The following is a 25,029-nucleotide window of genomic DNA, read 5'->3' as shown; positions in this document are numbered from 1 at the left end:
GCGCAGGCCGCGCCCCCTTTTTTGCGCTCTGGCGCTAGGCCTTGATCAGAAGATCGCGCGCGCCATGGGGCGCCGCGCGCAGATATTGCGGCGCGACCTTCACTTGCGCGCCCAGCCGCGCCGCCGCGTGCCAGGGCCAGCGCGGATCATAAAGCGCGGTCCGGCCAAGCGCGATGAGATCGGCGTCGCCGGTGCCAAGGATCGCTTCGGCCTGCTCGGGCTCGGTGATCAGACCGACCGCGATCACCGGCATCTTGACCGCCTGTTTGACGCGGCGCGCCAGCGGCACCTGATAATTCGGCCCGACCGGAATCTGCTGCGCGGGCGAGAGGCCCGCGCTTGAAATATGGATCGCCGCCGCGCCCCGCGCCTCAAGCGCCTGCGCCAAGGCCACGGTCTGCTCGACATCCCAGCCGCCCTCGACCCAATCGGTCCCCGACACCCGGACCGTCACCGGCCGCTCGGGCGGGAAGGCCGCGCGAACGGCATCAAAGACCTCAAGCGGGAAGCGCAGTCGGTTTTCGAGACTTCCGCCATAGGCGTCGGTTCGCTGGTTCGAGAGCGGCGAGAGGAATTCATGCAGCAAATAGCCATGCGCCATATGGATCTGGATCGCGTCGATCCCCAGCCGGGCCGCGCGGGTCGCCGCGTCTGCAAACGCACCCCGCACCTTGGCAAGCCCAGCCGCATCCAGCGCGACGGGCGGGTTTTCCTCGGCGCCAAAGGCCAGTGCCGAGGGCGCTTCGGTCTGCCAGCCATGCGGGTGATCCGGCGCGATCTGCGCGCCACCCTGCCAGGGCAGATCGGTCGAGGCCTTGCGTCCTGCATGGGCAAGCTGGATCGCGATCGGCATATCCGACCACGCCCGCACGCCATCGAGCACGCGCTTCATCGCGGCTTCCGTCGCATCGTCCCAAAGCCCGACATCGCCGTAAGAGATCCGGCCCTCGGGCAGAACCGCCGTCGCCTCGATCGTCAGAATGCCCGCGCCCGATTGCGCCAGCTGGCCCAGATGGATCAGGTGCCAATCGGTCATCTTGCCGTCATCGGCGGAATACATGCACATCGGCGCGATCACGATGCGGTTCGAAAGGCGAAGCCCTCCGATTTCAACGGGTTCGAAAAGCTTGGGCTGCGTCATCTCTGGTCCCTTCGGGTCGCCATTCCACCCGCCAGAGAAAAGCAGCCCGAGGCGGTTTGACAAGGGTCACGCAAAAGTTGCCGCCCCAAAGCTTGCGGGTGCGCGCCCCGGTGCAAGGCCGGAGCGCGCGGGTCTCTTAGCCCTTGCGGGTCACGAAGCGGGTGTCGAGATAGGCCTCGATCGCCTCGGAGCCGCCCTCGGTGCCATAGCCCGAATCGCGAATGCCGCCGAAGGGCGTCTCGGGCAGCGAAAGCCCGAGATGGTTGATCGTGGTCATGCCCGCGCGCACCTCATTGCCCAGCCGCGTCGCGGTGGCGCTGTCGCGCGTGAAGGCATAGGCGGCAAGGCCGTAAGGCAGGCGGTTGGCCTCGGCAATCGCCTCGTCGAGATCGCCGAAGCGGTTGATGACCGCGACCGGACCGAAGGGCTCTTCATTCATGATCCGCGCCGACAGCGGCACATCGGCCAGAACCGTCGGCTCGAAGAACCAGCCCTCATTGCCGATCCGACGCCCGCCGGTCGTCAGCTTCGCGCCTTGCGCCACGGCATCCTTGATCAGCCCCTCAAGCGCGGGAATGCGGCGCTCATTGGCGAGCGGGCCCATCTCGGTCGCGCTGTCCAACCCGTCGCCGACCTTGAGCGTCTTGGCGGCTTCGGTGAAGCGGGCGATGTAATCATCGGCCAGCCGTTCCTGCACCAAAAACCGCGTCGGCGAGACACAGACCTGCCCGGCATTGCGGAATTTCTGCGTCACCATCAGGCTGACCGCGAGATCGAGATCGGCATCGCCCGCGACGATCACCGGCGCATGACCACCGAGCTCCATCGTCGCGCGTTTCATGTGAAGCCCGGCCAAGGACGCCAGCTGCTTGCCGACCGGGGTCGAGCCGGTGAAGCTGATCTTCTGGATCACCGGATGCGGGATCAGATATTCCGAGATCTCAGCCGGGACGCCATAGACAAGGTTCACGACGCCCGCCGGCGCGCCGGCATCGGCAAAGGCGCGGATCAGCTCTGCCGGAGAGGCCGGGGTTTCCTCGGGTGCCTTGACGATGATCGAACAGCCCGCCGCCAGCGCCGCCGAGAGCTTGCGCACGATCTGGTTGATCGGGAAATTCCAGGGCGTGAAGGCCGCGACCGGGCCGACCGGCAGTTTCATCGTGATCTGCAAGACATCGGGCGCACGCGCCGGGATCACCTGACCATAGGCGCGCTGGCCCTCGCCCGCGAACCAGTCGATCGTATCGGCCGCGGCGAGCACCTCGGCCTTGGACTGCGCCAAGGGCTTGCCCTGCTCCAGCGTCATCAGCCGCGCCGTCGTCTCGGCACGCTCGCGCATCAGCTGCGCCGCGCGCCGCATCACCGCGCCGCGTTCAAAGGCCGAGGTCCGGCTCCATTGGAGAAATCCGCGCTCGGCAGCCGCCAAAGCCGCGTCGAGCTCGCCTTTTCCGGCCCAGGCGACCGTGCCGATCTGAGTGGCGGTCGCGGGATTGAGCACGGGAATCACCCGCCCATCCGCTGCGGGACGCCAAGTGCCATCAATGAAAAGCTGGGTATCTGGGTAATCGGCCACGAGGAAGCCTCTCTTTTCGAGTGAGTTTCGGCGAGTTGGCGCAACCTTGAGGCGCGCGCCCTCGCTTCAACTGGCAATATAGGCCCGCCTTCTGCAAAGGAAAACCTGTCGCTCAATATTTCGCGTCATCTGCACAATATTCAAAGCACGCCCAGATCTCCCCAAGATCTCTCTGAAAGTTGAGAGAAAAACTGCGTCAATCCGCCCAATTGCAGAATTTCGCCCCTGAGTTTTCCGACTATTTCAGTTGAACACGCCCCGATCTCTGGCATATCTGGTCGGATCGCCAGCGATCGATCGGAGTTTTTCGTGTTCGCGCCATTTCTCATTATGCTCAGAGAGGGGCTCGAAGCAGCTCTGATCATCGGGATCCTTTGCGGTTATCTGACCCGCACAGGCCGCCGAGCCCTGCTTCCCGCCATCTGGTCGGGCATTCTTCTGGCCCTCTCGCTCGCGCTTCTGACCGGCGCCGTGCTGATCTGGCTGGACGCCAGCTTCCCGCAAAAGGCGCAAGAGTTGCTCGAAGCGGGCATCGGCATCGTCGCCTATGTCTTCCTGATCACCATGGTGCTCTGGATGCGCAAATTCGGGCGCTCGGTGAAATCCGATCTGCAGCATCAGATGGATGCGGCCTTCAGCTCGGGCACGACCTGGTCGCTGGTTCTGCTCTCCTTCGCCGCCGTCGCGCGTGAGGGGCTTGAATCGGTCTTCTTCCTGCTGGCGATCTTCCAGCAAAGCGCGGGTTGGCAGGCGCCGATCGGCGCGCTTCTGGGCATCGTTCTGGCGATTGGCGTCGGCTGGCTGATCCATCGCGGCGCGCTGCATGTGAACCTTGGCAAATTCTTCCACTGGACCTCGATCTTCATCGTGCTGATCGCGGCGGGCATCGCCGCCAGCGTGCCGCGTGCGCTGCATGAGGCCGGGATCTGGAACCATCTGCAACAGCCGATCTGGAACCTCTCCGGGACTCTGCCGGAATCCTCGCTATTCGGCACGATCCTGTCGGGCTTCTTCGGCTATCGCGAGACGCTGGTTCTGGGCGAGCTGCTTGTCTATCTCGTCGCGCTTCTGATCCCGCTCGCCTGGCTTTTGCGCCCGGTCAAATCCGCGACGGAGGCCCGCCATGTCCGCCCCTGAGGCCCCGATTGCCACCAGCGCGGTCCCGCGCATTCTGCTGCCGGTCAGCGCCGTGCTGTTCGCGGTCTCGCTGACGGCCTTCATCAGCGCGCTGGCTCTGGCCGAGCGTGGCACCCGGCCCGCCGAGGGCACAGTCGAGATCCGCGTGACCGAAACCGTCTGCGACCCGATGGAGCTGAGCGTTCCGGCAGGGCGGCGGATCTTCCGCATCCACAATGCCGCAACCAGCCGCCCGCTCGAATGGGAGATCCTCGACGGCGTCATGGTCGTGGCCGAGCGCGAAAACATCGCGCCTGGCTTTAGCGCCGATGTCGCGGCGCGGCTCGTGCCGGGCGAATATCAGATCACCTGCGGCCTGCTCTCCAGCCCGCGCGGCAAGCTGACCGTCACCGCGACCGATCAGTCGCTGGCCGAACAGAAACGGCCGCCGGTCCGCGTGCTGATCGCGCCGCTTTCGGAATACAAGGTCCGGCTGATGATGGCATCGGGTCGGCTGGAAAAGACCACGGCCAAGCTTGCTGCCGCCATGGCCGCGGACGATCAGGCAGAGGCGCGCACGCTTTATGCAGAGGCGCGCGGCTACTGGATCCAGCTCGAGCCGGTCGCCAGCCGCTTTGCCGATCTGAAGGAACGCATCGACCCGCAGGCGACCTATCTCGCCAAGGGCGAGGATGACCCGGCCTTCACCGGCTTCCACCGCATCGAGGCCTCGCTCTGGGGCGAGCGCCCCGATGGCGCGGCGGCGGCTTCCGCGCTTGCCAGCGCCGCAGCCGAGCTCAATGGCCGCATCAAGACGCTCGAGCCCGTTCCAAGCGATATCACCGGCCTTGCCGCGAATTACGCCCAGCATGTCGCCGATGCCGTGATCCCCGAGGGCCAGAGCCCGAAGAACGAACAGGACAGCGCCGAGCTGAAACAGCGGCTCGACACGATGAAAGCGGCGGCGGCGCTGCTTGAACCGCTGCTTTCGGTCGGCCATCCCGATCAGCAACAGGCGCTGGATGCGGAGTTCGCGACGCTGGCGGGCCAGATCGAGGCCCTGCCCGCCGATTACCGGCAGGTCAGCGCCGACAGCCGCAAGGCGCTCGCCGCGGCTTTCGCCAAGCTTGGCACGGCGCTGGCTCAGGTCAACCAATCCATGGGGCTGGACGAATGACGGACGGCAAAACCGATCTCGGCCGGCGCGGCCTCTTGCTGGGTCTGGGCGCCGCGGGTCTTGGTGGCGCGCTGGCGAGCCCTGCCCTCGCCGCCACCGAGCAATCGGTGACACAGGCGCCGCTGGCGCAACCCTCGACCGAGGCGATTTCGCCCTACGGTCTCCATCAGGCCGGGATCGTGACCCCGCGCCCGGCGCATGGGCTCTTTGCCAGCTTCGCGGTGCTCGTACGCGACAAGGACGAGTTCGAAAAGCTCATGCGCCGTCTGGGCGAGCGGATCGAGGTTCTGACCAAGGGCGGCCCGGTGCCCGAGCTTGACCCGAAGCTGCCGCCCTTCGACAGCGGCCTGCTTGGTCCGGTGATCTCGCCCGATGCGCTGACGATCACGCTGTCGCTTGGCGCGAGCTTCTTTGACAGCCGCGACTGGCTGGCCGCCCATAAACCGGCGAAGCTGCAACGCATGACCTCGTTCCCGAATGATGCGCTGGTGGCCGAGGATTGCCACGGCGATCTGGGCGTGCAGATCTGCGCGAACAGCTCGGATTCGGTGATCCATGCCTTGCGCGACCTGATCAAGAACATCCCCGATCAGATGGTGCTGAAATGGAAGGTCGAGGGCTCGGTTCCGGTCCTTCCCGCCGCCGCCGATGGCAAAGCCGAGAATGCGCGCAACTTTCTGGGCTTCCGCGACGGCTCGGCCAACCCCGACCCCGCCGATCATGCCATGATGGATCGGATGCTCTGGGTCAGCGCCCCGGATGAGCCCGCTTGGGCCAAGAACGGCAGCTATCAGGCGGTCCGCGTCATCCGCAATTTCGTCGAGCGCTGGGACCGCACCGCACTTGGCGAGCAGGAGCGCATCTTCGGCCGCATGAAGATGAATGGCGCGCCGATGGACAATCCCCATGGCAGCGAATCCGATGTGCCCGATTACGCCAAGGATCCCGAGGGCAAGGTCACGCGCCTGACCGCCCATATCCGGCTGGCGAATGATCGCACCGCCGCGCATCAGGAAAACCTGATCCTGCGCCGCCCCTTCAACTATTCCCTCGGGGTCACGAAATCGGGCCAGCTCGATCAGGGCCTGCTCTTCATCGCCTATCAGGCCGATCTCGAAGCCGGTTTCATCACCGTCCAGAACCGGCTGAACGGCGAGCCGCTCGAGGAATATATCAAGCCGGTGGGCGGCGGCTATTTCTTCGCCTTGCCGGGCTTTGAGGCCGGCAGCTTTCCGGCCAGCCAGTTGATCGCCAGCCTTTAACCCTGACTGCGGATCGACGATCTGCAAGGAGCCCTGAATGAAACGCCTGCTTCTGTCCTGCGCCTGCCTGCTGGCCCCGGCCTTTGCCCAAGCCGAAGGCCCGAGCCTCGATCTTGTCGGCCCGATTGCGGAATATAAGCTCTATGTCTCGGAAAACCTCGACACTTTGGTCGAAAACACCACCGCCTTCACCGATGCGATCAAGGCGGGCGATATCGAGAAGGCCAAGGCGCTTTATGCGCCCACGCGCCTGAACTACGAGCGGATCGAGCCGATTGCCGAGCTGTTCTCGGATATCGATGTCTCGATCGACAGCCGCGCCGATGATTACGAGCTGGGCGAGAAAGACCCGAAATTCCCCGGCTTCCACCGGATCGAATATGCGCTCTGGGAAGAGAAATCGACCGCCGACCTCAGCCCGGTCGCTGACAAGCTTCTGGCCGATATCAAGGAATTGGCAAGCCGCATCGACGGTCTGGCCTTCCCGCCGGAAGTCGTCGTCGGTGGTGCGGCCGTTCTGATGGAAGAGGTCGCGGCCACCAAGATCTCGGGCGAGGAAGATCGCTACAGCCACACCGATCTGTGGGACTTCCGCGGCAACTTTGACGGCGCCTATAAGATCGTTGAACTGACCCGCCCGCTCATCGCGGACAAGGAAGCGGATTTCCTGAAAAAGGTCGACGAGAACTTCAAGACGATCGACGTGACCTTGGACAAATACAAGGAAGGCGACGGCTATGTCAGCTATGACAAGCTGACCGAAGAGGACCGTCTGGTTCTCGCGACCGGCGTCAATACGCTGGCCGAGGATCTCTCGACGCTGAAAGCCAAGCTCGGCCTCGACTGAGCCGAAACTTGCCCCCCAGATACAGAAAGGGCCGGGTTTCCCCGGCCCTTTTTCGTGTCAGATCAGCGCGTCGAGCAGCAGAAACCCTGGAAACCAGCCGGTGAAGATCCCAGTCAGCAGCGTGACCCAAGCGGTCTGTCGCTGGATCGGCAGGCGCAGCGCCAACAGCAAGAAATACAGGAACCAGAGCACGCCCCAGGCCAGCCAATTGGCCGCGAGCCAAAGGTCGGTCGCGCTGCCCGCCTCGATGAAGGCGCGCAGAAACACCGGGACCGTGGTGATCGAAACGAACAGGCTGAACCAGCCCAGCCCGCGCCCATCGACGCCCGAAAAGCGGTTATAGGCCACCCAGAGATAGGTCGTCGCAAAGAGCAACGTCAGCGCGGCGTTGCGAATGCTTTCTGCCGTGCCAATGAAAAAGCCGTCATGGACGACCACGCCAAGCGCCAAAGCGGCCACGACGATGTTGATGACGACGATCTCGCGATCCTCGATCTTGCCCATCAGCCACAGACCATTGAGCGACAAGACAGCGCCCACATAAAACAGAACGAAGCCGGTCAGCATCGTCAGATCTCCGAATTTGCGCCCAAAGGCGCGCCACAGAAGACAGGAGCTTCGCGCGCCCAGGTCCTGCCCCAAACGCGGCTTTTCGACCGACTGCCCGAGAGGCTCGCTGCGGGATCCGGCGCGACATCTGTGCCGGAAAACCGAGGCGCAGGTCTTGGGCAGTGCATCGCCGAAGTGACCAGTCCCCTTTGGCTATTCGTGAAATTCCGGGCCAAGTCAACGCATCCGGAAGGCGGAGCCTCCGGAGATCATCGCCGCGCCCATGGGCGGATTCTCGCGCCGCCAGCTGCGCCCCGGGAAGCGCAATAAAACCAGTGACTTCCCGTCGGGCCGAGGTCGCGCAGCTGCCAACTGCACATGCGTCTCAACTACATCTCATTGTTTTCATTGACATTCCCGCCCGATTCCCGCATCAGCCCGCCATCGGGGAGTAGCGACCGCGGGAAAGCGGGGCCGCGTCAACAGACTCGCAGGCAATCCTGCGTGGCGCGTCCAGCCCTTGGGCCTTGCGAGACCGTGGCGACAGGATCCTGCGGGCGGGGTCCGTCCGTCGCCCGGAACGCCCAAGGAAGTCCAAGGAGAGCTCCCATGTCCCCGATCGCGATCGGCCTTCTTGCCGTCAGCATGTCTGTCGATGCCTTCATCGCTTCTCTCGGTCGCGGCGCCGCCGTCGGCCTGCGTCCCCATTTCGGTCAGGCTTTGCGCACCGGCGCGATTTTCGGCGCGGTCGAGGCGCTGACACCGCTGATCGGCTGGGGGCTCGGTATGGCGGCAGCGAGCTATGTCGAGGCCATCGACCATTGGATCGCCTTCGTCCTGCTGGGCGCGGTCGGGCTGCGCATGGTGCTGCACGCGCTTGGCCGTGCCGCCGACGAGCCGCCGCGCTCGGCCTCGCTTTGGGCGCTGGTCGCCACGGCAATCGGCACCTCGATCGATGCGATGGTGGTCGGGGTCTCGCTGGCCTTTCTCGATGTGAATATCATCGTCATCGCGCTGGCCATCGGTCTGGCCACCATGGCGATGAGCACGACTGGGATTCTCGCCGGGCGGTTCCTGGGCCAGAAGCTTGGCCGCGTCATCGAAGTGCTGGGCGGGGTCGTGCTGATCGGGCTTGGCACCGCGATCCTGATCGAGCATCTCTCGGCCTAACCGCGGCCGACCAGCCCATAGCGGCGCAGCCTGCGGTGGATGGTCGAGCGATCGACCCCGAGCCTACGCGCGCAAAGCGAGATATTCCCGCCCGAGGCCTCCAGCATCTGCGCCAGAAGCGCCGCTTCCGAAGGCGCGCCGGTTTTGGGCTGAGCAGGACCGAGCAGCGCAAGCGCGGGCGCGACCGGCAGGCTGCGCCCCTCGACCAGCCCGGCCAAGGCGCGGGCGACAAAGCCCAGCTCGCGCAGATTGCCCGGCCAGTCGCGCTCGGCCAAGGCGCGCATGATGTCGGGCGGCAGGTCAAGGCGTTGGCCCGCCGCGCTCTCGGTCATCCGCCGCGCCAGCCACAGCAGATCCTGCCGCGCGGCCAAACGCGGCAGCGAGAGCAGCCCGCCGCAAAGCCGGTGATAGAAATCGGGCCGCAGCCGCGCCGCGCCATGCTGGCTGGTCGCGATAATGCGCAGATCGACTGGCACCGGTCGCAACCCGCCAAGCGGGACAAAGCCGCCCTCGGCCAGCAGGCGCGACAGCCGGGTCTGAACCCGCTCGGGCAGGTCCTCGACATTTTGCAAGACCAGCGTGCCGCCTCCGAGCTCGGAGAGCAGGCCGTTTTCCACCCGCCGCGCCGCGATGCGCCCGAAGAGCTGCGCCTCGGCTTCGGGCTCGGAAAGCTCGGCCGCCGAGAGCGTCACGAAGGCGCGCCGCCCCGAGACCTCGTGGATCGCGCGGGCAAGCGTCAGCTTGCCGCTGCCGGTCTCGCCTTCGATCAGCACCGGAAGCGTGCTTGGCGCCAGCGCCGCCGCGCGGGCAAGCAGGCTCGCCATGGCAGGATCATCGCCTGCAAGCGCGCGCAGGGGCGTGGGCAAGGCGCCGGTCCGCGCCAGCGCCGGACGGGCGGGGCTGCGCAAAGGCTGGGCGCGCGGCTCGATCGCATGGGCAAAGAGGCGATGGCCGTCGCGGGTCTCGATCAGCCTTTCGGCGGCGGGACGGTCGCGGGTGAGATCGTCCAGCCGGTCGAGGCGGATGTTCAGGAAATCCGACAGAGGCCGCCCGATCAGACGATGGCCCTCGCGCCAAGGAACGCCCGCCGCCGCCGTCAGCACCCGCATTGCGCCATGGGTCGCCCCGATCACCCGGCCCGCGCCATCCAGCGCAACCGCAGCCTCGGGATCGACATCAAGAAAATCCGGGCTACCCGCCAGCCGCAGCACCCAATCATGGCGGTTCTCGGCCATGATATTCGCCATTTCGATGCGCCGGACCGTTTGGCGCACCAGATTGAGCGCCATCGACTGACTGGCACGCGGCAAAGGCGAGGACAGAAGCGAAATGTCCAAAGCCGCCGCGAGCTGCCCGCGCGTGTCGTAAATCGGCGCCGCCGTGCAAGAAAGCCCCGCATGGGTCACGTCGAAGTGGTCGGTCTGGTGGATGATCAGCGCCTCGCCCGCCTCGAGACAGGCGCCAAGCGCGCAGGTCCCGGCCCGCGCCTCGGACCATTCCGCGCCGAGATAAAGCCCGCTGCGGCGCAGCCCCTCTTTTTGCACCGCGTCGCCCAGATATTCGACCGTCACCCCGTCGCGATCCGACAGCATCAGGACGTAATTCTGCCCGGCGACCAGCGCGTAAAGCCGCTCGATCCCCGAGCGCGCGATCTCGATCAGATCCCCGGAGCGCTCGCGATGGAGGCGCAATTCGCGCTCGGTGACGATATGGGCCGCGGCCCGCGCCGTCGGGTCGAGGCCATGTTCATTGAGGCAGCGCAGCCAGCTTTCGACGACGATGGGATGACGCGCGGCCTCATGGCCGGCCCGGACGCTTTCGATTTCGCGAATATGATGAAGGTCGCTCACAGATCCCTCCTGTCACGCCATCCTCCTGCGCGACCTCGCCTTGCCTCAGGCTAACGCAGAAGCGCCGTTGCTCCAAAACCTTCTTTGGTCGCAGGACGGGGCCACACCTGTTGCATCTGCTGCCACAGCCCGTCGCGCCAACTCCTTGATTTCCCTAGATCCAGATTTTCCGCTTGGGCGCACTTCTACGCTTGGCCGAGACTTTTGCCCAAGGAACTGGCGGGAAGAGGAGCCCGCCCCTGTCAGAGCGAAGGAGGAGAGATGCTCGACCAACACCATCAGACCGATCTGGCCAAACTGGTCTCGGAACTGAATGACGCGCTTGTGGCGCAGGATGCCGATGCCACGGCCACTCTGTTTCTGGACACGGGCTATTGGCGCGATCTTGCGGCTTTCACCTGGAACCTGAAGACGATGGAGGGCCCGGCGCAGGTCCGCGACATGGCACGCGCGCAGCTCTCGCATATCAAGCCGGTGTCGATCGCGCTTGATCCGCGCGAAAGTGTGACCTCGGCGGGCGGCGTGACCGAAGGCTGGCTGGTGCTCGAAACCGAGACCGGGCGCGGCGTCGGCCATATCCGCATGAAGGACGGCAAGATCTGGACGCTGCTGACCACGCTGCACGAGCTGAAAGGCCATGAGGAGCCGCGCGGCCTCCGTCGCCCGATGGGGGCCGAGCACGGCCATGACCCGAACCGCCGCACCTGGAAGGAAAAGCGCGAGGATGAGGCCGCGAGCCTTGGCTTTGACGCCCAGCCCTATGTGCTGGTGATCGGTGGCGGTCAGGGCGGCATCGCACTTGGCGCGCGTCTGCGTCAATTGGGCGTGCCCGCAATCATCGTCGACAAGCATCCGCGTCCGGGCGATCAATGGCGCAACCGCTATAAATCGCTCTGCCTGCACGACCCGGTCTGGTATGACCACCTCCCCTATATCCCCTTCCCCGACAATTGGCCGGTCTTTGCGCCCAAGGACAAGGTCGGCGACTGGCTGGAGATGTATACCAAGGTCATGGAGCTGAATTACTGGTCCTCGACCACGGCGAAATCGGCGCAATATGATGCGGCAAAGGGCGAATGGACGGTCGTGGTCGAGCGCGACGGGCGCGAGATCACCTTGCATCCGAAGCAGCTCGTGCTCGCGACCGGCATGTCGGGCAAGGCCAATGTGCCGAAAATCCCCGGGCAGGATGTCTTCAAGGGCGAGCAGCAGCATTCCAGCCAACACCCCGGCCCCGACGCCTATAAGGGCAAGAAGGTTGTGGTGATCGGCGCGAATAACTCGGCCCATGACATCTGCGCGGCGCTCTGGGAGGGCGGAGCCGATGTGACCATGGTTCAGCGGAGCTCGACCCATATCGTGAAATCCGACAGCCTGATGGATATCGGGTTGGGCGATCTTTACTCTGAGCGCGCCTTGGCCAATGGCGTGACCACCGACAAGGCCGACATGATCTTCGCTTCGCTGCCCTATGCGATCATGGCCGATTTTCAGGTGCCGGTTTACAACAAGATCCGCGAGCGCGACGCTGAGTTCTACCGCAAGCTCGAGGATGCCGGTTTCATGCTCGACTTCGGCGATGACGATTCGGGGCTCTTCATGAAATACCTGCGCCGCGGCTCGGGCTATTACATCGACGTCGGGGCCTGTGATCTGGTCATCGACGGCTCGATCAAGCTGCAATCCGGCAAGGGGATCGAGCGGCTGACCGAAACCGGCGTGCTTTTGGATGACGGCACCGAGCTGCCCGCCGATCTCGTGGTCTATGCGACGGGCTATGGCTCGATGAACGGTTGGGCGGCGGATCTGATCAGCCAAGAGGTCGCGGATAAGGTCGGCAAATGCTGGGGCTTGGGCTCTGGCACCACCAAGGACCCCGGCCCGTGGGAGGGCGAGCAGCGCAATATGTGGAAGCCGACCCAGCAGGAGGGGCTGTGGTTCCACGGCGGCAACCTGCACCAGTCGCGCCACTATTCGCGCTATCTCTCGCTGCAATTGAAAGCGCGGCTCGAAGGGTTGGAAACGCAGGTCTACGGCCTGCAAAAGCCCCATCACCTCAGTTGATCGCAAAGGAAAAGGCCGGGATCTCTCCCGGCCTTTTTTCTGTCATCCCGAGATCAGGCGCGCGTCATTACGCGCGAGAAGTCACGACCGAGGGCCGCAGCCGCGCGAGCGTCTGGGTGACAAAGCCCGCCAGAACCGCCTTGATCGCATCGCCCGCAAGGAAGGGCAGCGTCAGAAGATAGGCCTCGGAAAAGCTCTTGCCGAGAATATAGGCCATGCCGAGCGCGCCAAAGACCGACAAGAGCACCATCGGCCCGATGATCGAGGCCACCGTGGCCGCGACCCCCACCGGCACATTGCGCCAGCGCTCAGTGATCCAGCCCGCGACGAAAGCGGTGATCGGAAAGCCGATGATGTAACCGACCGTCGGCCCGGCCAGCACGCCAAGCCCGCCGCGCCCGCCCGAAAAGATCGGCAGGCCGATCAGGCCCAGCACCACGAAGAGAAGCACCGCGAGAAAACCGCGCTTCGCGCCCAGCACCGTGCCCGCCAGCATCACCCCGAAGGTCTGGAGCGTAATCGGCACGCCCGAGATCAGGTCGATCCGAGGCATCAACCCCAGAACCGCGATCAGCGCCGCGAACAAAGCGATATGGGCAAGGCTGCGTTCCATCGGTGTCTCCGTCCTAATCGCGCCGGGCAGGCTGCACGCCGCCCCGCGCCTTCAAAGCTTCCGCAACATGATCGGCTTCATCCAGCGCGGCAAGGGTCAATGGCAGCGAAAGCCGCCATCCCGGACGTTTGGCCGAGCGCGCGCGCCAGGCCAGCGCCAGCGCCCTTTGCTTCTCAAGCAACACCGGCGCGAAGCGGATGACCAGCGCCATCGCCAAAGCGACCGCATTCGGATTGACGCCAAAGACGCGCAGCGGCGAGAGCGCGCGCTCGATCACCGCGATCATCTCGGCCAAGGGCGTCGTCAGCGTCACCAGATTGGCCGCCGCCACCGCCAGCATCATGCGCGAGATCAGCCGAATGCCCTCATCGGGCGCGCCGGTCAGCCCATACCAGAGGCCGAGGATCACGACGAAGGGCCAGAGCGGCCAAAGCCCGCGCAGCCCCGCACGCAAGAGATCGCGCCCCAAGGCGGCGTAAAGCCCAAGGAGGCCCAGCGCCGCCAGTCCAAGGCCCAGCGGTGGCAGACGAAAGATCGCGACACTCGCGGCGGCGAGCGCGATCAGCTTCACCCCGGCGGGCAGGCGATGGGCGGGCGTTCTACGCGGATGGGTCAGCGTCAGCATCGCGCGCTCCCAATTCGGCCATGGCCGCATGAAAGGCGGGCAGAACCGCGCCGGGTGGGCCATCGGCGGCAAGCGCGCCGCCCTCCAGCCAGATCACGCGATCGACGGTTTCGGCATGAAGCGGGTCGTGGGTGATCGTGACCAGCCGCTGCGGCAGCGCCGCCAAGCGCCGCGACAGGCGCAGCCGCGTCGGCAGATCGAGCGCGGCGAAAGGCTCGTCGAGCAGGATCGTGTTCGGCCCCATCAGCAAAATCGCCTCAAGGCAGAGCCATTGCTTCTGGCCCTGAGAAAAGCTGTTCACCAAGCGGTCCGCCCAATCCGCGCGCCCCATCTGCGCCAGATGATCCCGCACCCGCGCCGCCGCTTCGGCCTTGCTCTGGCCCTGCTGGCGCAGACCAAAGGCCAGTTCTTCGGCCACGGTCGGAAAGATGATCTGATGGTCGGGGTTCTGAAACAGGATGCCGATGGTCGCGAGCATCGCCGCGCGGTCGCGCGCCGGATCGAGCCCCGAGACCCGCACCTGTCCCGAGGCTGGCGCAAGCAGTCCCGCAGCCAGCCGCAGGAAGGTCGATTTGCCCGCGCCATTGCGCCCGATCACCGCAACCCGGCGCTCGCGCAGCGTCAGGCTCAGCGGCCCGAGCAGGCGGTGGCCGTCCTGCCGCACTTCGGCTGCGTCAAAGATCAGGGAATCATCGGGCTCTGCTGTCATGGCCAGAGCCTTAGCGGGCAGCGCGGCAAGATGCAAAAGCCGCGCGCGCCCCTTGGGAACCTCAGCCGAAAGAAAAGGTTGGCTTCCTGTCTCGGTCCGGACTGCCGGATCGGCCCAGATGGAGGTCCTTCATGCCGACTTTGTATTTCTCTCCCCATGCCTGCTCGATTGCGCCCCATATCCTGCTCGAATGGATCGGCCAGCCCTATGTCGCCACACGCATCGCAACCGGCTCGCCCGAGCTGATCGCCCTGAACCCCGCAGGTGCGGTCCCGGTCCTGCAAGAGGATGACGGCTGGGTGCTGACCCAAGCGGGCGCGATCCTCGACTATCTGGCGCATAAGCATCCCGGAGCGGGATTAAGCGGCGGCGACAGCCTGCGCGACCGGGCCGAGGCGCATCGGTGGGCGTCGTTTCTCACCGGCGATCTTCACGGCTCTTACTGGCCGTTTTTCATGCCTGACCGCTACACGACCGACACCAGCGACAGCGCGAAGGAACATGTCGTTGCGGCGGCGCGCAAGTTGGTGGCCAAGAAGCTCGACCTGCTCGAAGACCATATGGCGGGGCGCGAGTGGTTTCTGGGCGCGGGCAAAGGCAAACGCTCTTATGTCGATGCCTATGCCTTTCCGATGCTGGGCTGGGCCCGGCAGGCTTTGCCCGACGGGCTGGGCGCCCGGGCGCAGCTGAAAGATCTCCATGCCCGCCTTGCTGCCGATCCCGCCGTGAAAAAAGTCATCGCCGCCGAGAAAGCAGCCTAAACCGGGCCGCGCAGCCGCCTCGTCGTTCAGAATCATCCGGCCGGGCAGCCTGCCTGTGCCGGATGACTTTTGACCCGATTTTCAAAGCTTTCCCTTCATTCTGACAAGCGATCCGCGTCCTGGGCGCGCTGATGGCGCCGGTCGCCGGCCTCAGTCCCATCGTTCCTTGCCGGTTCGAAGTATGCTTCCCATTATTATCTATTATTTCACGAGAAGACGTTTTTTCTTCCCGTTTGAAATCTATTTTCCTAAAAAACTCCCCATCGAATCTGAGCAACCGGCAGAGAGCAAGGCAAGATGGACGAGATTGAAGCCAATAAAATCTATAATTCACCTTTCATGGAGCTTCTTCACCGCGCGCATTCCTTGCATCGCCAGAATTTCGATCCGAACCATGTCCAGCGCTCGAAGCTACTGTCGATCAAGACCGGCGGCTGCCCCGAGGATTGCGCCTATTGTTCGCAATCCGCGCGCAATGGCTCGAAGCTCTCGGCCTCCAAGCTGATCGAGGTCGAACGCGTGCTGGCCGAGGCCCGCCGCGCCAAGGCGCAGGGTGCGACGCGCTATTGCATGGGCGCGGCCTGGCGCTCGCCGAAAGAGCGCGACATGCCCGCGATTCTCGCGATGGTCGAAGGCGTGAAGGCCTTGGGGATGGAAACCTGCATGACGCTCGGGATGCTCGATGCGGACCAGACCCATGCGCTGAAAAAGGCCGGGCTCGATTACTACAACCACAATGTCGATACCTCGGAGCGCTTCTACCCCGAGATCATCACGACGCGCAGCTTCGCCGACCGGATCGAGACCTTGGAGCGCGTCCGCGAGGCCGGGATCAATGTCTGTTCGGGCGGCATTCTCGGCATGGGCGAAACCTCCGAGGATCGCGTCTCGATGCTGGTCTCGCTCGCCAATCTGCCAGAGCCGCCGCAATCGGTGCCGATCAATATGCTGATGCCGATGGAGGACACGCCTCTGGCCGCTGCTACGCCGCTTGATCCGTTCGATTTCGTCCGCACCATCGCGCTTGCCCGCATTCTGATGCCGCGCTCTTATGTGCGCCTCTCGGCCGGGCGCAGCCGGATGAGCGATGAGTTGCAGGCGATGTGCTTCTATGCCGGGGCGAATTCGATCTTTGTCGGCGACACGCTGCTGACCGCCGACAACCCCGAAGAGGACCGTGACGCCGCACTTTTCCGCCGCCTTGGCCTGACCGGCGCGACCGAACCGGCGGATCTGGTCGAGGCATGACCGCCTTTCCCGAGCTCGCGGCGCAATTGGCAGCGCTCGAGCATCGCGCGCGGCGCCGGGTGCTGGCGCGGGCCAAAGGGCTCGATTTCGCCTCGAATGATTACCTTGGCCTCGCGGGCTCGGCGCTGCTGCGCGAGGCCGCCACCGCCGCTCTGGCCCGCGCGGTGCCCTTCGGCGCGGGCGGCTCGCGGCTCTTGCGGGGCAATCATCCCGAGCATGAGGCTTTGGAGGCCGAGGCCGCCGCTTTCTTCGGCGCCGAGGCCGCGCTTTTCATGGGCGGCGGCTTTCAGGCCAATCTCGCGATCCTCTCGACGCTGCCGCGCGCGGGCGATCTGATCCTTTATGACACGCATATCCATGCGAGCAGCCATGACGGGATGCGGCTCTCGCGCGCCGAGACCCTGCCCTTTGCCCATAATGATGCGACCGCTCTGCGTGACGCTGCGCGGAACTGGCGGCAGGCTGGGCAGCGCGGGCGGATCTGGATCGCGGTCGAAAGTCTCTATTCGATGGATGGAGACGCGGCACCTCTGGCCGATTTTGCCGAGATCGCGATGGAGAGCGACGCGGTCCTGATCGTCGACGAGGCCCATGCCACCGGCCTTTTTGGGCCAGAGGGGCGCGGGCTTTCGCATGGCCTGCCCGATGTCGCGCTGATCGCGCTGCACACCTGCGGCAAGGCGCTTGGCGTGGCGGGCGCGCTGATCACCGCCGAGCGCGTGGTGATCGATGCGCTGATCGCCCGCGCCCGGCCCTTCATCTATGCGACCGCGCCCGCGCCGTTCGAGGCCGCGCTGATCCGCGCGGTGCTGGCCGCGCTCGCCGCCGATCCCGGCTTGAGCGCAGGTGCCCGCGCCCGGCGCGACCACGCGAACCGTCTGGCCGAGAGCTGCGGGCTTGCTCCGACCGGCAGCCAGATCATCCCGATCCCGGTCGGGGAGGATCGCGCGGCGCTCGAGCTGGCCCGGGCGCTGCAGGCGTGCGGCTTTGACATCCGCGCCATCCGCCCGCCGACCGTGCCGCGCGGCACCGCCCGGCTCCGCGCCTCGATCACCGGCCATGTCTCGCCGGATCAGATCAGCGCGCTCTTCCACACAGTTGCAGAATTGAGACCCCAATGAGCGCCTTGATCGTCACCGGAACCGATACCGGCATTGGCAAGTCCGTCTTCAGCGCCGGGCTGACCCGCGCTCTGGGCGCGAGCTACTGGAAGCCCGTGCAATCGGGGCTGGAGGAGGAGACCGACAGCGAAGTGGTCGCGCGGCTTGCCCCCGGCTGCGCGATCCTGCCCGAGGCCTACCGCCTGCACCTGCCCGCCTCGCCCCACCGCGCCGCCGCAGCCGAGGGCATCACGCTTGATCCCGTCCGGCTTGGCATCCCCGCCCATGACGGCCCTTTGCTGATCGAAGGCGCGGGCGGGCTCATGGTGCCGCTGACGCCCGATCTTCTGACCATCGACCAGTTTGCGGCATGGCAAGCGCCGGTGATCCTCTGCGCACGGACCGGACTTGGTACGATCAACCACAGCCTGCTGTCGCTGGAGGCTCTGCGCGCCCGCGCCATTGCCGTGATCGGCGTGGTTTTCATCGGCCCGCCCGAACCTGACAGCGAGGCGATCATCACGCGGCTCGGCGGGACGCGCCATCTGGGCCGCTTGCCCGTCCTGCCCGATCTCGGCCCGGACGCGCTCGCCGAGGCTTTCACCGCGATTGACCTCGCCTCGATCCGCGCGGCGCTGGCATGACCGTCATCGCCACCGACCGCAGCCATCTCTGGCACCCCTATGACAACCCGCTTCAACCCGGCCCGCTGCATGTCGTGCGCGAGGCCGAGGGCGTCTGGCTGACGCTCGAGGACGGCACGCGGATGATTGATGCGATGTCATCCTGGTGGTGCGCGGCCTTCGGTCACCGCCATCCCAAGATCACGGCGGCGATGACCGATCAGATTGCGCGGATGCCGCATGTGATGTTCGGGGGTCTCACCCATGCCCCCGCGACGACGCTGGCCGCGCGGCTGGCAGCACTTCTGCCGGAGGGGCTTGATCGGGTGTTTTTCTCGGACAGCGGCTCGGTCGCGGTCGAGGTCGCGCTGAAGATGGCGCTTCAGGCACAGGTCGCGCTTGGGCATCCCGCGCGCACCCGCTTTGCGACGGTGCGCGGCGGCTATCACGGCGACACCTGGAAGGCGATGAGCCTTTGCGACCCCGAGACCGGGATGCATGGCCATTTCGGCAATGCCTTGCGCGCCGAGCATTTCCTGCCCGCCCCGCCGATCACCTTTGGCGCCGATTGGCCCGAGGATCCGGCGCAGAACGGGATCGCGGATCTCGAGGCCCTGCTCACGCGCCACGGCGCCGAGATCGCGGCGCTGATTCTCGAGCCGGTCGTGCAAGGCGCGGGCGGGATGCGCTTTTACCACCCCGCCTATCTCAAGGCGGCGCGCAGGCTGTGCGATCAGGCGGGCGTCTTCCTGATCTTCGACGAAATCGCCACCGGCTTTGGCCGGACGGGGCGGCTCTTCGCGATGGATCACGCGGGCGTCGCGCCAGATATTCTCTGCCTCGGCAAGGCGCTGACCGGCGGGCATATCTCGTTCGCGGCGACCGTGACCGATGCGCGGATCGCGCAGGCGATTGCGGACGCGCCGCCACGCATCTTCATGCATGGCCCAACCTTCATGGCCAATCCGCTCGCCTGCGCTGCGGCGGGTGCGAGCCTTGATCTGATCGCCGAGGGGCACTGGCCGGGTCAGGTCGCGGCCATCGAGGCGCAGTTCCGCGCCGAGCTTGCTCCGGCGCGCCACCACCCCGCCGTCGCCGATCTACGCATCCTCGGCGCGATTGCGGTGATCGAGACGAAAGCCCCGCTCGATATGGCGAAGGTCCATGCGGCCGCGCGCGCAAGCGGCGTCTGGCTGCGCCCCTTCGGGCGTCTCTTGTACGCGATGCCGCCCTATGTGATCACGCCGGACGAGCTCTCGCGCGTCAATGCCGCGATGCTGGATCTTCTGGGATGAGGCGGCTCTGGCTCAGGCAAACCGGCGCGGCGCGGCTGATCGTGATCTTTGGCGGCTGGGCGCTCGGACCTGCACCTTTTCGCCATTTGGCGGGTGCTGAGGATGTGCTCTTCCTCGACGATTGGCGCAGCCCCGCAGAGCCCCTGCCCGAGCTCGCCGCTTACGCGCAGGCCGACCTTCTCGCCTTCAGCTTCGGCGTCGCGGCGGCGGGGCATTGGCTGACCGATCACGGCGATCCTTTCGCGCACAAGGTCGCGGTGAACGGCACGTTTTTCCCCAGCGATCCGACACGCGGCATCTCGCCCGAGCTGATCCGCGCGACCGCAGACGAACTGACCTCGGAGAGCCTCGCCCGGTTTCGGCGCCGCGCGGGATTTGCCGATGGAAAGGACAGCCCGCCCGATCTCGCCGCCCTGCGCGCCGAGCTGCTGGCTGTCGCGGCCCGCCCGCCCGCGCCCGCCTGCTCCTTCGATCGGATCTGGCTGTCCGAGCGCGACCGGATCTTCCCGCCCGAAGCCATGGCGCGAGCCTGGCAGGCAGATGCCGCGCGCATCCGCGCGATTGCCGCGCCCCATTGCCCCTTCGCACAATGGCGCGATTGGGCCGAGGTTCTGGCATGAACGCGCCGCAGCATCGCAGCCAACACCGCATCGCCCAAAGCTTCGGGCGCAGTCAGGCGAGCTATTCCGACGAAGCCCGTCCGCAAAGGCTTTTCGCCCGTGCGCTTGCCCGAAGGCTTGCCCAGCTTCGCGGGTCTCATCATGAGCAACCCATCGCAAAAGCGCTCGAATTCGGCCATGGCTCGGGCCATCTGACCGAAGCGCTGGGGCTGCGCTTCCGCTTCGAGACGCTTTGGCTGAATGATCTCGTCGCGCCCCTGCCCGCGCTTGTGCCGCCCCCCGCCGCGCAGGTGATCGCGCTGCCGGGGCCGGTCGAGCGGGTGAGCCTACCGCAAGGGCTCGACCTGATCGCCTCGGCCTCGAGCCTGCAATGGATCGCCGATCCCGCCGCGCTGATCGCCCGCTTTGGCGCGGCGCTGCGCCCGGGCGGCTGGCTTGCGCTGTCCTCCTTCGGGCCCAATCATTTCGCGGAGCTCGCCGCGCTGCATCCCACGGCCCGCGCCCCGGCGCTGCTGCCGCCAGAGGCGCTTGCCGCCGCTTTGCCGCCCGGCTGGCGGATCCATGCGCTTGGCGAGGCGCGGCTTGCGCAGTTTTTCCCGAGCCCACTCGCGCTCTTGCACCACCTGCGCCGCACCGGCGTCAACGGGTTGGCGCGTTCGGTCTGGACCAAGCGCGACCTTGCCGATTTCATCGCGCGCTATCAGGCGCAATTTGCGTGGAAATCCGGTGTCCGGCTCAGCTGGAACCCGGTCTGGCTGATCGCCGAAAAGCCTTAGCCTAACCGCGCCAGATGGCGCTCAAGCACTGCTGCCGCCGCCTGCGCATCGCGGCGCCGGATCGCGGCCATGATCGCGCGGTGGTCGATGTCGATGTGCTTTTTCCAGCGCTGGCGATAGTGCTGCAACATATAGCGCGCGGCGAGAAGCTGAAGCTTGGTGACCTCTTCGATCAGCCGCGGCATGGCGCAGGCCGCGATGGTCGCAAGGTGGAAGTCGCGATTGAGCGCCTCCCAAGTGAACATGTCCTCGGCCTCGTCACAGGCGAGCCGCAAGCCTTCGGCATGGGCGATCTGTGCGGCCGAGAGATGGGGCACGGAATGGGCCAAAGCCACCGGCTCCAAGGCCTCGCGCATGACCCGCAGTTCCTTTTGCGCGGAATCGTCCAAGGGCGCGACGCGCATGCCCTGACGCGGACGGCTGACCGCAAGCCCCTTGGCCTCAAGCCGCAGCAGCGCCTCGCGCACGGGCACATGGCTGAGACCGAATTCCTGCGCGATATGGTCCTGACGCAGCTTTTCGCCGGGGGCGAGCTCGCCGCGCAGAATTTTCTGCGCCAGCGCCTCGGTCAAGATATCCGACGATTTTTCCTGCATCTTTCCACGACTTTCCCAGCTCTGCCCATGGTTAGGCGATCCGCCCCCGAGCGGCAAGCCACAGGGGGTGTGGGAACGGGAAGGCCGCCCTAGCGTTCGGTCAGCTTCAGCTCGATGCGGCGGTTCTGGGCGCGGGCCTCGTCGCTGTCGCCTTCCGCAATCGGGCGGGTGTCGCCAAAGCCGGTCGCGGCCAGACGGTTTGCGGGAAAGCCCAGATCCTCGATCAGATAGCGCACCACCGCCAAAGCGCGTGCCTGAGACAGTTCCCAGTTGTCGCGATAGCGGCCCGCGCCCGAGAGCGGCAGGTTGTCGGTATGGCCATCGACGCGGATGATCCAGTCGATCTCGGGCGGGATCTCGGGGGCGATCTGTTTCAGCGTCTCTGCGACCTGACGGATCTGCTCGCGCCCAGCAGGCGACAGCGTCGCCTCGCCGACGGGGAACAGCACCTCGGAGGAGAAGACGAAGCGGTCACCGACCACGCGCACGCCCTGCCGTCCTTGCAGGATCTGCGACAGACGCCCGAAGAATTCCGAGCGGTAGCGCGACAGATCGGCGGCCTCGGCCTCGGCCTTTTCGCGGGCCTGCCGCTCCAGCTCGGCATTCTTGCTTTGCTCGGCGGCGGTCTTGGTCTGGGCTTCGGCCACCTGCAAGAGCGCGGCATTGAGCTGCTGGCCCAGATCCTCGACCCGCAATTCGGCCTGTTTCTGCGTATCGCCCGCCGCATCAAGCACCGCTTGCAACGTGCCGAGTTTCGAATTGAGTTCCGCCACCTGCTCATTCAGCAAGGCGACGCGGCGTTGATCTTCGCTCGAGAGCGCCTGTTGCTCGGACAGTTTTTGCTGGGCAAGCGCGAGCAGCCCTTGGTTCTTATCCGCCTCGCTCACCTGCTGATCGACCCGGCCCGCCAGATCCTTCTTCGCGGCCTCGGCGGCGGCCAGCAGCGTCAGCGTTTCCTCGGCCTTCTTGCGTTGCTCTTCGAGCTGCATGGTCATCGCGGTCAGTTCGGCCTGCGAGCCCGAGAGCTTCTCTTCCAGCAGCTTCGCGGCTGCCGCATCGGCAAGCCGGGCGGTCTCGGCATCGGAAAGCTGGGCCTTGGCCTGGTCGAGCGCGCTTGTCGTCTCGGCCAGTGAGCCCGAAGCTTCGGCCTCGCGGCGGCGCAGATCGGCCACGAGCATATCCATCGCCTCGCGCCGCGCCGCATCGAGCCGCGCCGCCTCATCTTTGGCATCAATCTGGTCGCGCGCGGCAGAGAGCCCCTGTTCGGCCGCGACCCGCAGCGCCGCTTCAGAGGCCAGCCGCGCCCGCTCTGCCGCGAGCCTTTCGCGCTCCGCCGTCAGATCGCGGTCAAGCGTCTGCGCCCGCCCCTGCGTGTCCGAAAGCGCGCCGGAAAGCTGGGCGATCTCATTGCCCAATTGGCCAAGCTGGCTGTCCTGTTCGGTGATCTGCTCGCGCAGAACCGCCTGCACCACCATGGCAATGGTCAGTGCGAACATGATGACCATGAGCAGCGTCGTCACCGCATCGACATAGCCCGGCCAGATATTGGCCGAAAACTTCTGGCCGCCGCGACTAAGCCTCATCGCCCTGCCCCAGACGACGGATGGCGCGCGTCAATGCCGTCAGATCGGCGCGCAGATCCGCGATCAGATCGCCACGGCTCACGGCCATTTCCTCGACGAGTTTCGCGATCTGGTTGTCGATCGAGCGCAAGCGCATCTGCGCCTCACGCGCGGCGCTGTCATCGGTTTCGGCCTCTGCCTGCACCGGCGCCGCAACATATGCGGGCGCGGCGGGTGCCTGTGCCAGCTCGATCAGCCGGTCCTGCCCGGCGACCAGCGCGGCCAGCGCCTCGGCCAGCGCATCGCTTTGGCTGCGGCTTTCTGCGCGGTCGCGCACCAGCTCGGCGCCAAGCACTTGCTGGCCCTCTGCCAGACGTTGGACGGCGGCAGCGGCATGGACCGATTGCGCGGCACTGCCCGCACGGTCCTGCACCAGACGCTCGGCCAAGGCGGCCTGCCCCTCGGCGATGCGGATCAGGACCGAGCGCGTGTCTTCGGCGTGCTGATTGGCGGCGTGATGGCTGTTTTCGACATGAAGCCTGCCGCGGTCCTGACCATCGGCCAGCCGCTCAAGCGCGCGGGCGGTGGATTGCGTCTCATCGGCGACGGCTTGGCCCTGCGCGACAATGCGGTTCGCGAGCTCGTCAAAGCCCTGCGTCACCCGCGCCATGCGCGCTTCAGCGGCGGCGGTCTCTGCCTCGCGGCTGGCGTCGCGGGTCAGGTAGAACTCATGGAGATCCGCCATCTGGCCGGTGATCTGGTCCAGAAAGCCCGCGACCGTCGCCTGATCGAGACCTTCGCCATCCGCGCCCGACAGGCCGATGCGGGTGAAGCTGGTCACCCATTCTTCCAACTCGCGGTAAAAGCGGTTCTGGCCATGGGTGGCGAACAGCTCCAGCAGGCCGACGACCAGCGATCCGGCCAGACCCAGCAGCGAGCTCGAAAAGGCCGTGGCCATGCCGCCAAGCTGGCCTTCGAGGCCGGTCATCAGCTTGTCAAAGACCTGAAGCCCGCTTTCGCCCTCTTGCGGTTGCAGGGCGCGGATGGTTTCGACCACCGCCGGAACCGTCGTCGCGAGCCCGTAGAACGTGCCGAGAAGGCCAAGGAAAATCAACAGGCTCGAGAGATAGCGCGTAACATCGCGGCCCTCGTCGATCCGGGCCGCGACCGAATCGAGGATCGAGCGCGACGAGGCGGTCGAGATCACCCCGCCCGCCGGTCCGCGTCCGCCCAGAAGGGCGGCCAAGGGCGCCAGCAGCGTCGGCGCATCCTGCACCTCGGTGCCGTCGCCCGCCGGAGCGCCACGCTCGACCGCATTGCGGCGGCGCTGTGCGAAACGCTCGATCCAGTTCACGCATTTCACAAGCTGCGCGACCTGCCAGAAGCAGGTGATCACCCCCAAGGCGAAAACAAAGATGATGATGCCGTTCAAAAATTCGTTGGCCGAAAAGATCGACAGAATGCGGCCATAGGCGAACCAGCCACCGGCGCCGACCAGCGCCAGCACGATCAGCATCATCAGGATCTGGCGCACCGGCTGCGAGAATTGCGGCGCGGTGGTTTCGGCGCTTCGCGCGCCGTGGCGGATTGCGCGGATCCTGCGATCGCTTGCAGCAACCGCTGCCCCGGGCAGATCGTGCGTCACGATGCCTTCCTCTTCGGGACCGCTTTCATTGGACTGGCGGCCATCGGCGTCAGACATCTTCCTGCCTCGTTAGATAGTTTCACGCGAGTGTAGAAAGCTCTGACCGA

23 protein-coding genes are annotated in these 25,029 nt (G+C 65.9%); 13 read left to right on the top strand and 10 right to left on the bottom strand.

The genetic code is table 11. The features are described 5' to 3' along the window. Positions 1–34: 34 nt before the first annotated feature. Both JCM7686_RS04790 and JCM7686_RS04785 read right to left on the bottom strand, forming a co-directional pair. The gene (locus JCM7686_RS04790; protein ID WP_020949734.1) at positions 35–1,141 is read right to left on the bottom strand and encodes an NADH:flavin oxidoreductase/NADH oxidase; all 1,107 of its coding nucleotides are present in this window, start codon (positions 1,139–1,141) and stop codon (positions 35–37) included. Between the two features lie 136 nt (positions 1,142–1,277). Continuing rightward, the gene (locus JCM7686_RS04785) at positions 1,278–2,714 is read right to left on the bottom strand and encodes an NAD-dependent succinate-semialdehyde dehydrogenase (RefSeq protein WP_020949733.1); all 1,437 of its coding nucleotides are present in this window, start codon (positions 2,712–2,714) and stop codon (positions 1,278–1,280) included. 309 nt (positions 2,715–3,023) lie between these two features. On the opposite strand from JCM7686_RS04785, the gene efeU reads away from it, so the two are divergent. The 4 genes from efeU to efeO are packed head-to-tail and all read left to right on the top strand — an operon-like array spanning position 3,024 to position 7,116. Next, a complete protein-coding gene (gene efeU / locus JCM7686_RS04780) occupies positions 3,024–3,851 on the top strand; it encodes an iron uptake transporter permease EfeU (RefSeq protein WP_020949732.1) in 828 nt (275 codons plus the stop codon). Continuing rightward, a complete protein-coding gene (locus JCM7686_RS04775; protein WP_020949731.1) occupies positions 3,838–5,007 on the top strand; it encodes a cupredoxin domain-containing protein in 1,170 nt (389 codons plus the stop codon). The genes efeU and JCM7686_RS04775 overlap by 14 nt, the downstream gene beginning before the upstream one ends. After that, a complete protein-coding gene (gene efeB, locus JCM7686_RS04770; protein WP_020949730.1) occupies positions 5,004–6,269 on the top strand; it encodes an iron uptake transporter deferrochelatase/peroxidase subunit in 1,266 nt (421 codons plus the stop codon). The genes JCM7686_RS04775 and efeB overlap by 4 nt, the downstream gene beginning before the upstream one ends. A gap of 37 nt (positions 6,270–6,306) precedes the next feature. Beyond that, complete coding sequence (efeO, locus tag JCM7686_RS04765) at positions 6,307–7,116, top strand: iron uptake system protein EfeO (RefSeq protein ID WP_020949729.1); 810 nt, start codon at positions 6,307–6,309, stop codon at positions 7,114–7,116. Between the two features lie 57 nt (positions 7,117–7,173). On the opposite strand, the gene JCM7686_RS04760 is transcribed toward efeO, so the two are convergent. After that, positions 7,174–7,683, bottom strand: coding sequence for an AmiS/UreI family transporter (locus tag JCM7686_RS04760; RefSeq protein ID WP_020949728.1), 510 nt, complete (start codon positions 7,681–7,683; stop codon positions 7,174–7,176). Between the two features lie 591 nt (positions 7,684–8,274). On the opposite strand from JCM7686_RS04760, the gene JCM7686_RS04755 reads away from it, so the two are divergent. After that, positions 8,275–8,835: a manganese efflux pump MntP gene (locus JCM7686_RS04755; protein WP_020949727.1), complete on the top strand. Its 561-nt coding sequence runs from the start codon at positions 8,275–8,277 to the stop codon at positions 8,833–8,835. Here the strand turns inward: JCM7686_RS04755 and JCM7686_RS04750 are convergent. Then, entirely contained in the window at positions 8,832–10,685 is a 1,854-nt protein-coding gene (locus JCM7686_RS04750; protein WP_020949726.1) for a sigma-54-dependent Fis family transcriptional regulator, read from the bottom strand. The two genes, JCM7686_RS04755 and JCM7686_RS04750, sit on opposite strands and share 4 nt — an antisense overlap. Before the next feature lie 261 nt (positions 10,686–10,946). On the opposite strand from JCM7686_RS04750, the gene JCM7686_RS04745 reads away from it, so the two are divergent. Further along, positions 10,947–12,749, top strand: a complete 1,803-nt coding sequence (locus JCM7686_RS04745; RefSeq protein ID WP_020949725.1) for an NAD(P)/FAD-dependent oxidoreductase — start codon at positions 10,947–10,949, stop codon at positions 12,747–12,749. Between the two features lie 67 nt (positions 12,750–12,816). Here JCM7686_RS04745 and JCM7686_RS04740 read toward each other — a convergent pair whose 3' ends face one another. From JCM7686_RS04740 to JCM7686_RS04730, 3 genes are read right to left on the bottom strand one after another with little or no spacing between them, the layout of a single operon-like run. After that, positions 12,817–13,362, bottom strand: a complete 546-nt coding sequence (locus JCM7686_RS04740) for a biotin transporter BioY (protein ID WP_020949724.1) — start codon at positions 13,360–13,362, stop codon at positions 12,817–12,819. Positions 13,363–13,375: 13 nt separating this feature from the next. Further along, entirely contained in the window at positions 13,376–13,987 is a 612-nt protein-coding gene (locus JCM7686_RS04735; protein WP_020949723.1) for an energy-coupling factor transporter transmembrane component T family protein, read from the bottom strand. Then, positions 13,962–14,696 carry an energy-coupling factor ABC transporter ATP-binding protein gene (locus JCM7686_RS04730; protein ID WP_051201619.1) on the bottom strand — a complete coding sequence of 245 codons (735 nt, stop codon included), beginning with the start codon at positions 14,694–14,696 and terminating at the stop codon, positions 13,962–13,964. Before JCM7686_RS04730 ends, JCM7686_RS04735 begins: the two co-directional genes overlap by 26 nt. Positions 14,697–14,827: 131 nt before the next feature. On the opposite strand from JCM7686_RS04730, the gene JCM7686_RS04725 reads away from it, so the two are divergent. From JCM7686_RS04725 to JCM7686_RS04695, 7 genes are all read left to right on the top strand, one after another. Next, complete coding sequence (locus JCM7686_RS04725; RefSeq protein ID WP_020949721.1) at positions 14,828–15,457, top strand: glutathione S-transferase family protein; 630 nt, start codon at positions 14,828–14,830, stop codon at positions 15,455–15,457. A gap of 297 nt (positions 15,458–15,754) precedes the next feature. Next, positions 15,755–16,705 carry a biotin synthase BioB gene (gene bioB, locus JCM7686_RS04720; protein ID WP_020949720.1) on the top strand — a complete coding sequence of 317 codons (951 nt, stop codon included), beginning with the start codon at positions 15,755–15,757 and terminating at the stop codon, positions 16,703–16,705. Then, on the top strand, positions 16,702–17,826 hold the full coding sequence (locus JCM7686_RS04715; RefSeq protein WP_020949719.1) for an aminotransferase class I/II-fold pyridoxal phosphate-dependent enzyme: 1,125 nt from the start codon (positions 16,702–16,704) through the stop codon (positions 17,824–17,826). The genes bioB and JCM7686_RS04715 overlap by 4 nt, the downstream gene beginning before the upstream one ends. Further along, entirely contained in the window at positions 17,823–18,449 is a 627-nt protein-coding gene (bioD, locus tag JCM7686_RS04710) for a dethiobiotin synthase (RefSeq protein WP_020949718.1), read from the top strand. The genes JCM7686_RS04715 and bioD overlap by 4 nt, the downstream gene beginning before the upstream one ends. Beyond that, a complete protein-coding gene (gene bioA / locus JCM7686_RS04705) occupies positions 18,446–19,723 on the top strand; it encodes an adenosylmethionine--8-amino-7-oxononanoate transaminase (protein ID WP_020949717.1) in 1,278 nt (425 codons plus the stop codon). Before bioD ends, bioA begins: the two co-directional genes overlap by 4 nt. Beyond that, positions 19,720–20,343 (top strand): pimeloyl-ACP methyl esterase BioG family protein, encoded by a 624-nt coding sequence (locus JCM7686_RS04700; RefSeq protein WP_020949716.1) that lies wholly within the window; start codon positions 19,720–19,722, stop codon positions 20,341–20,343. Before bioA ends, JCM7686_RS04700 begins: the two co-directional genes overlap by 4 nt. Continuing rightward, a complete protein-coding gene (locus JCM7686_RS04695; RefSeq protein WP_020949715.1) occupies positions 20,340–21,119 on the top strand; it encodes a methyltransferase domain-containing protein in 780 nt (259 codons plus the stop codon). Before JCM7686_RS04700 ends, JCM7686_RS04695 begins: the two co-directional genes overlap by 4 nt. On the opposite strand, the gene JCM7686_RS04690 is transcribed toward JCM7686_RS04695, so the two are convergent. From JCM7686_RS04690 to JCM7686_RS04680, 3 genes are all read right to left on the bottom strand, one after another. Continuing rightward, positions 21,116–21,715 (bottom strand): GntR family transcriptional regulator, encoded by a 600-nt coding sequence (locus tag JCM7686_RS04690; protein ID WP_020949714.1) that lies wholly within the window; start codon positions 21,713–21,715, stop codon positions 21,116–21,118. The two genes, JCM7686_RS04695 and JCM7686_RS04690, sit on opposite strands and share 4 nt — an antisense overlap. Positions 21,716–21,804: 89 nt before the next feature. Then, positions 21,805–23,298, bottom strand: a complete 1,494-nt coding sequence (locus JCM7686_RS04685; RefSeq protein ID WP_020949713.1) for a peptidoglycan -binding protein — start codon at positions 23,296–23,298, stop codon at positions 21,805–21,807. Beyond that, positions 23,288–24,979 (bottom strand): coiled-coil domain-containing protein, encoded by a 1,692-nt coding sequence (locus tag JCM7686_RS04680; RefSeq protein ID WP_020949712.1) that lies wholly within the window; start codon positions 24,977–24,979, stop codon positions 23,288–23,290. Before JCM7686_RS04680 ends, JCM7686_RS04685 begins: the two co-directional genes overlap by 11 nt. Positions 24,980–25,029: the final 50 nt, after the last annotated feature.

Source organism: Paracoccus aminophilus JCM 7686, assembly GCF_000444995.1.
GTDB lineage: Bacteria > Pseudomonadota > Alphaproteobacteria > Rhodobacterales > Rhodobacteraceae > Paracoccus > Paracoccus aminophilus.
The sequence above is the reverse complement of the archived record's forward strand: the minus strand, read 5'-3'. Positions and strand labels throughout refer to the sequence as shown.

Excerpts from the sequence above, each read along its gene's own strand:
- JCM7686_RS04775 (WP_020949731.1), top strand. The coding sequence starts at position 3,838 with ATGTCCGCCCCTGAGGCCCCGATTGCCACCAGCGCGGTCCCGCGCATT.
- JCM7686_RS04760 (WP_020949728.1), bottom strand. The coding sequence starts at position 7,683 with ATGCTGACCGGCTTCGTTCTGTTTTATGTGGGCGCTGTCTTGTCGCTC.
- JCM7686_RS04755 (WP_020949727.1), top strand. The coding sequence starts at position 8,275 with ATGTCCCCGATCGCGATCGGCCTTCTTGCCGTCAGCATGTCTGTCGAT.
- JCM7686_RS04680 (WP_020949712.1), bottom strand. The coding sequence starts at position 24,979 with ATGTCTGACGCCGATGGCCGCCAGTCCAATGAAAGCGGTCCCGAAGAG.
- bioD (WP_020949718.1), top strand. The coding sequence starts at position 17,823 with ATGAGCGCCTTGATCGTCACCGGAACCGATACCGGCATTGGCAAGTCC.
- bioB (WP_020949720.1), top strand. The coding sequence starts at position 15,755 with ATGGACGAGATTGAAGCCAATAAAATCTATAATTCACCTTTCATGGAG.
- JCM7686_RS04715 (WP_020949719.1), top strand. The coding sequence starts at position 16,702 with ATGACCGCCTTTCCCGAGCTCGCGGCGCAATTGGCAGCGCTCGAGCAT.
- efeB (WP_020949730.1), top strand. The coding sequence starts at position 5,004 with ATGACGGACGGCAAAACCGATCTCGGCCGGCGCGGCCTCTTGCTGGGT.
- bioA (WP_020949717.1), top strand. The coding sequence starts at position 18,446 with ATGACCGTCATCGCCACCGACCGCAGCCATCTCTGGCACCCCTATGAC.
- JCM7686_RS04700 (WP_020949716.1), top strand. The coding sequence starts at position 19,720 with ATGAGGCGGCTCTGGCTCAGGCAAACCGGCGCGGCGCGGCTGATCGTG.
- JCM7686_RS04790 (WP_020949734.1), bottom strand. The coding sequence starts at position 1,141 with ATGACGCAGCCCAAGCTTTTCGAACCCGTTGAAATCGGAGGGCTTCGC.
- JCM7686_RS04730 (WP_051201619.1), bottom strand. The coding sequence starts at position 14,696 with ATGACAGCAGAGCCCGATGATTCCCTGATCTTTGACGCAGCCGAAGTG.
- JCM7686_RS04685 (WP_020949713.1), bottom strand. The coding sequence starts at position 23,298 with ATGAGGCTTAGTCGCGGCGGCCAGAAGTTTTCGGCCAATATCTGGCCG.
- JCM7686_RS04745 (WP_020949725.1), top strand. The coding sequence starts at position 10,947 with ATGCTCGACCAACACCATCAGACCGATCTGGCCAAACTGGTCTCGGAA.
- JCM7686_RS04690 (WP_020949714.1), bottom strand. The coding sequence starts at position 21,715 with ATGCAGGAAAAATCGTCGGATATCTTGACCGAGGCGCTGGCGCAGAAA.
- efeO (WP_020949729.1), top strand. The coding sequence starts at position 6,307 with ATGAAACGCCTGCTTCTGTCCTGCGCCTGCCTGCTGGCCCCGGCCTTT.
- JCM7686_RS04735 (WP_020949723.1), bottom strand. The coding sequence starts at position 13,987 with ATGCTGACGCTGACCCATCCGCGTAGAACGCCCGCCCATCGCCTGCCC.
- JCM7686_RS04725 (WP_020949721.1), top strand. The coding sequence starts at position 14,828 with ATGCCGACTTTGTATTTCTCTCCCCATGCCTGCTCGATTGCGCCCCAT.
- JCM7686_RS04740 (WP_020949724.1), bottom strand. The coding sequence starts at position 13,362 with ATGGAACGCAGCCTTGCCCATATCGCTTTGTTCGCGGCGCTGATCGCG.
- JCM7686_RS04695 (WP_020949715.1), top strand. The coding sequence starts at position 20,340 with ATGAACGCGCCGCAGCATCGCAGCCAACACCGCATCGCCCAAAGCTTC.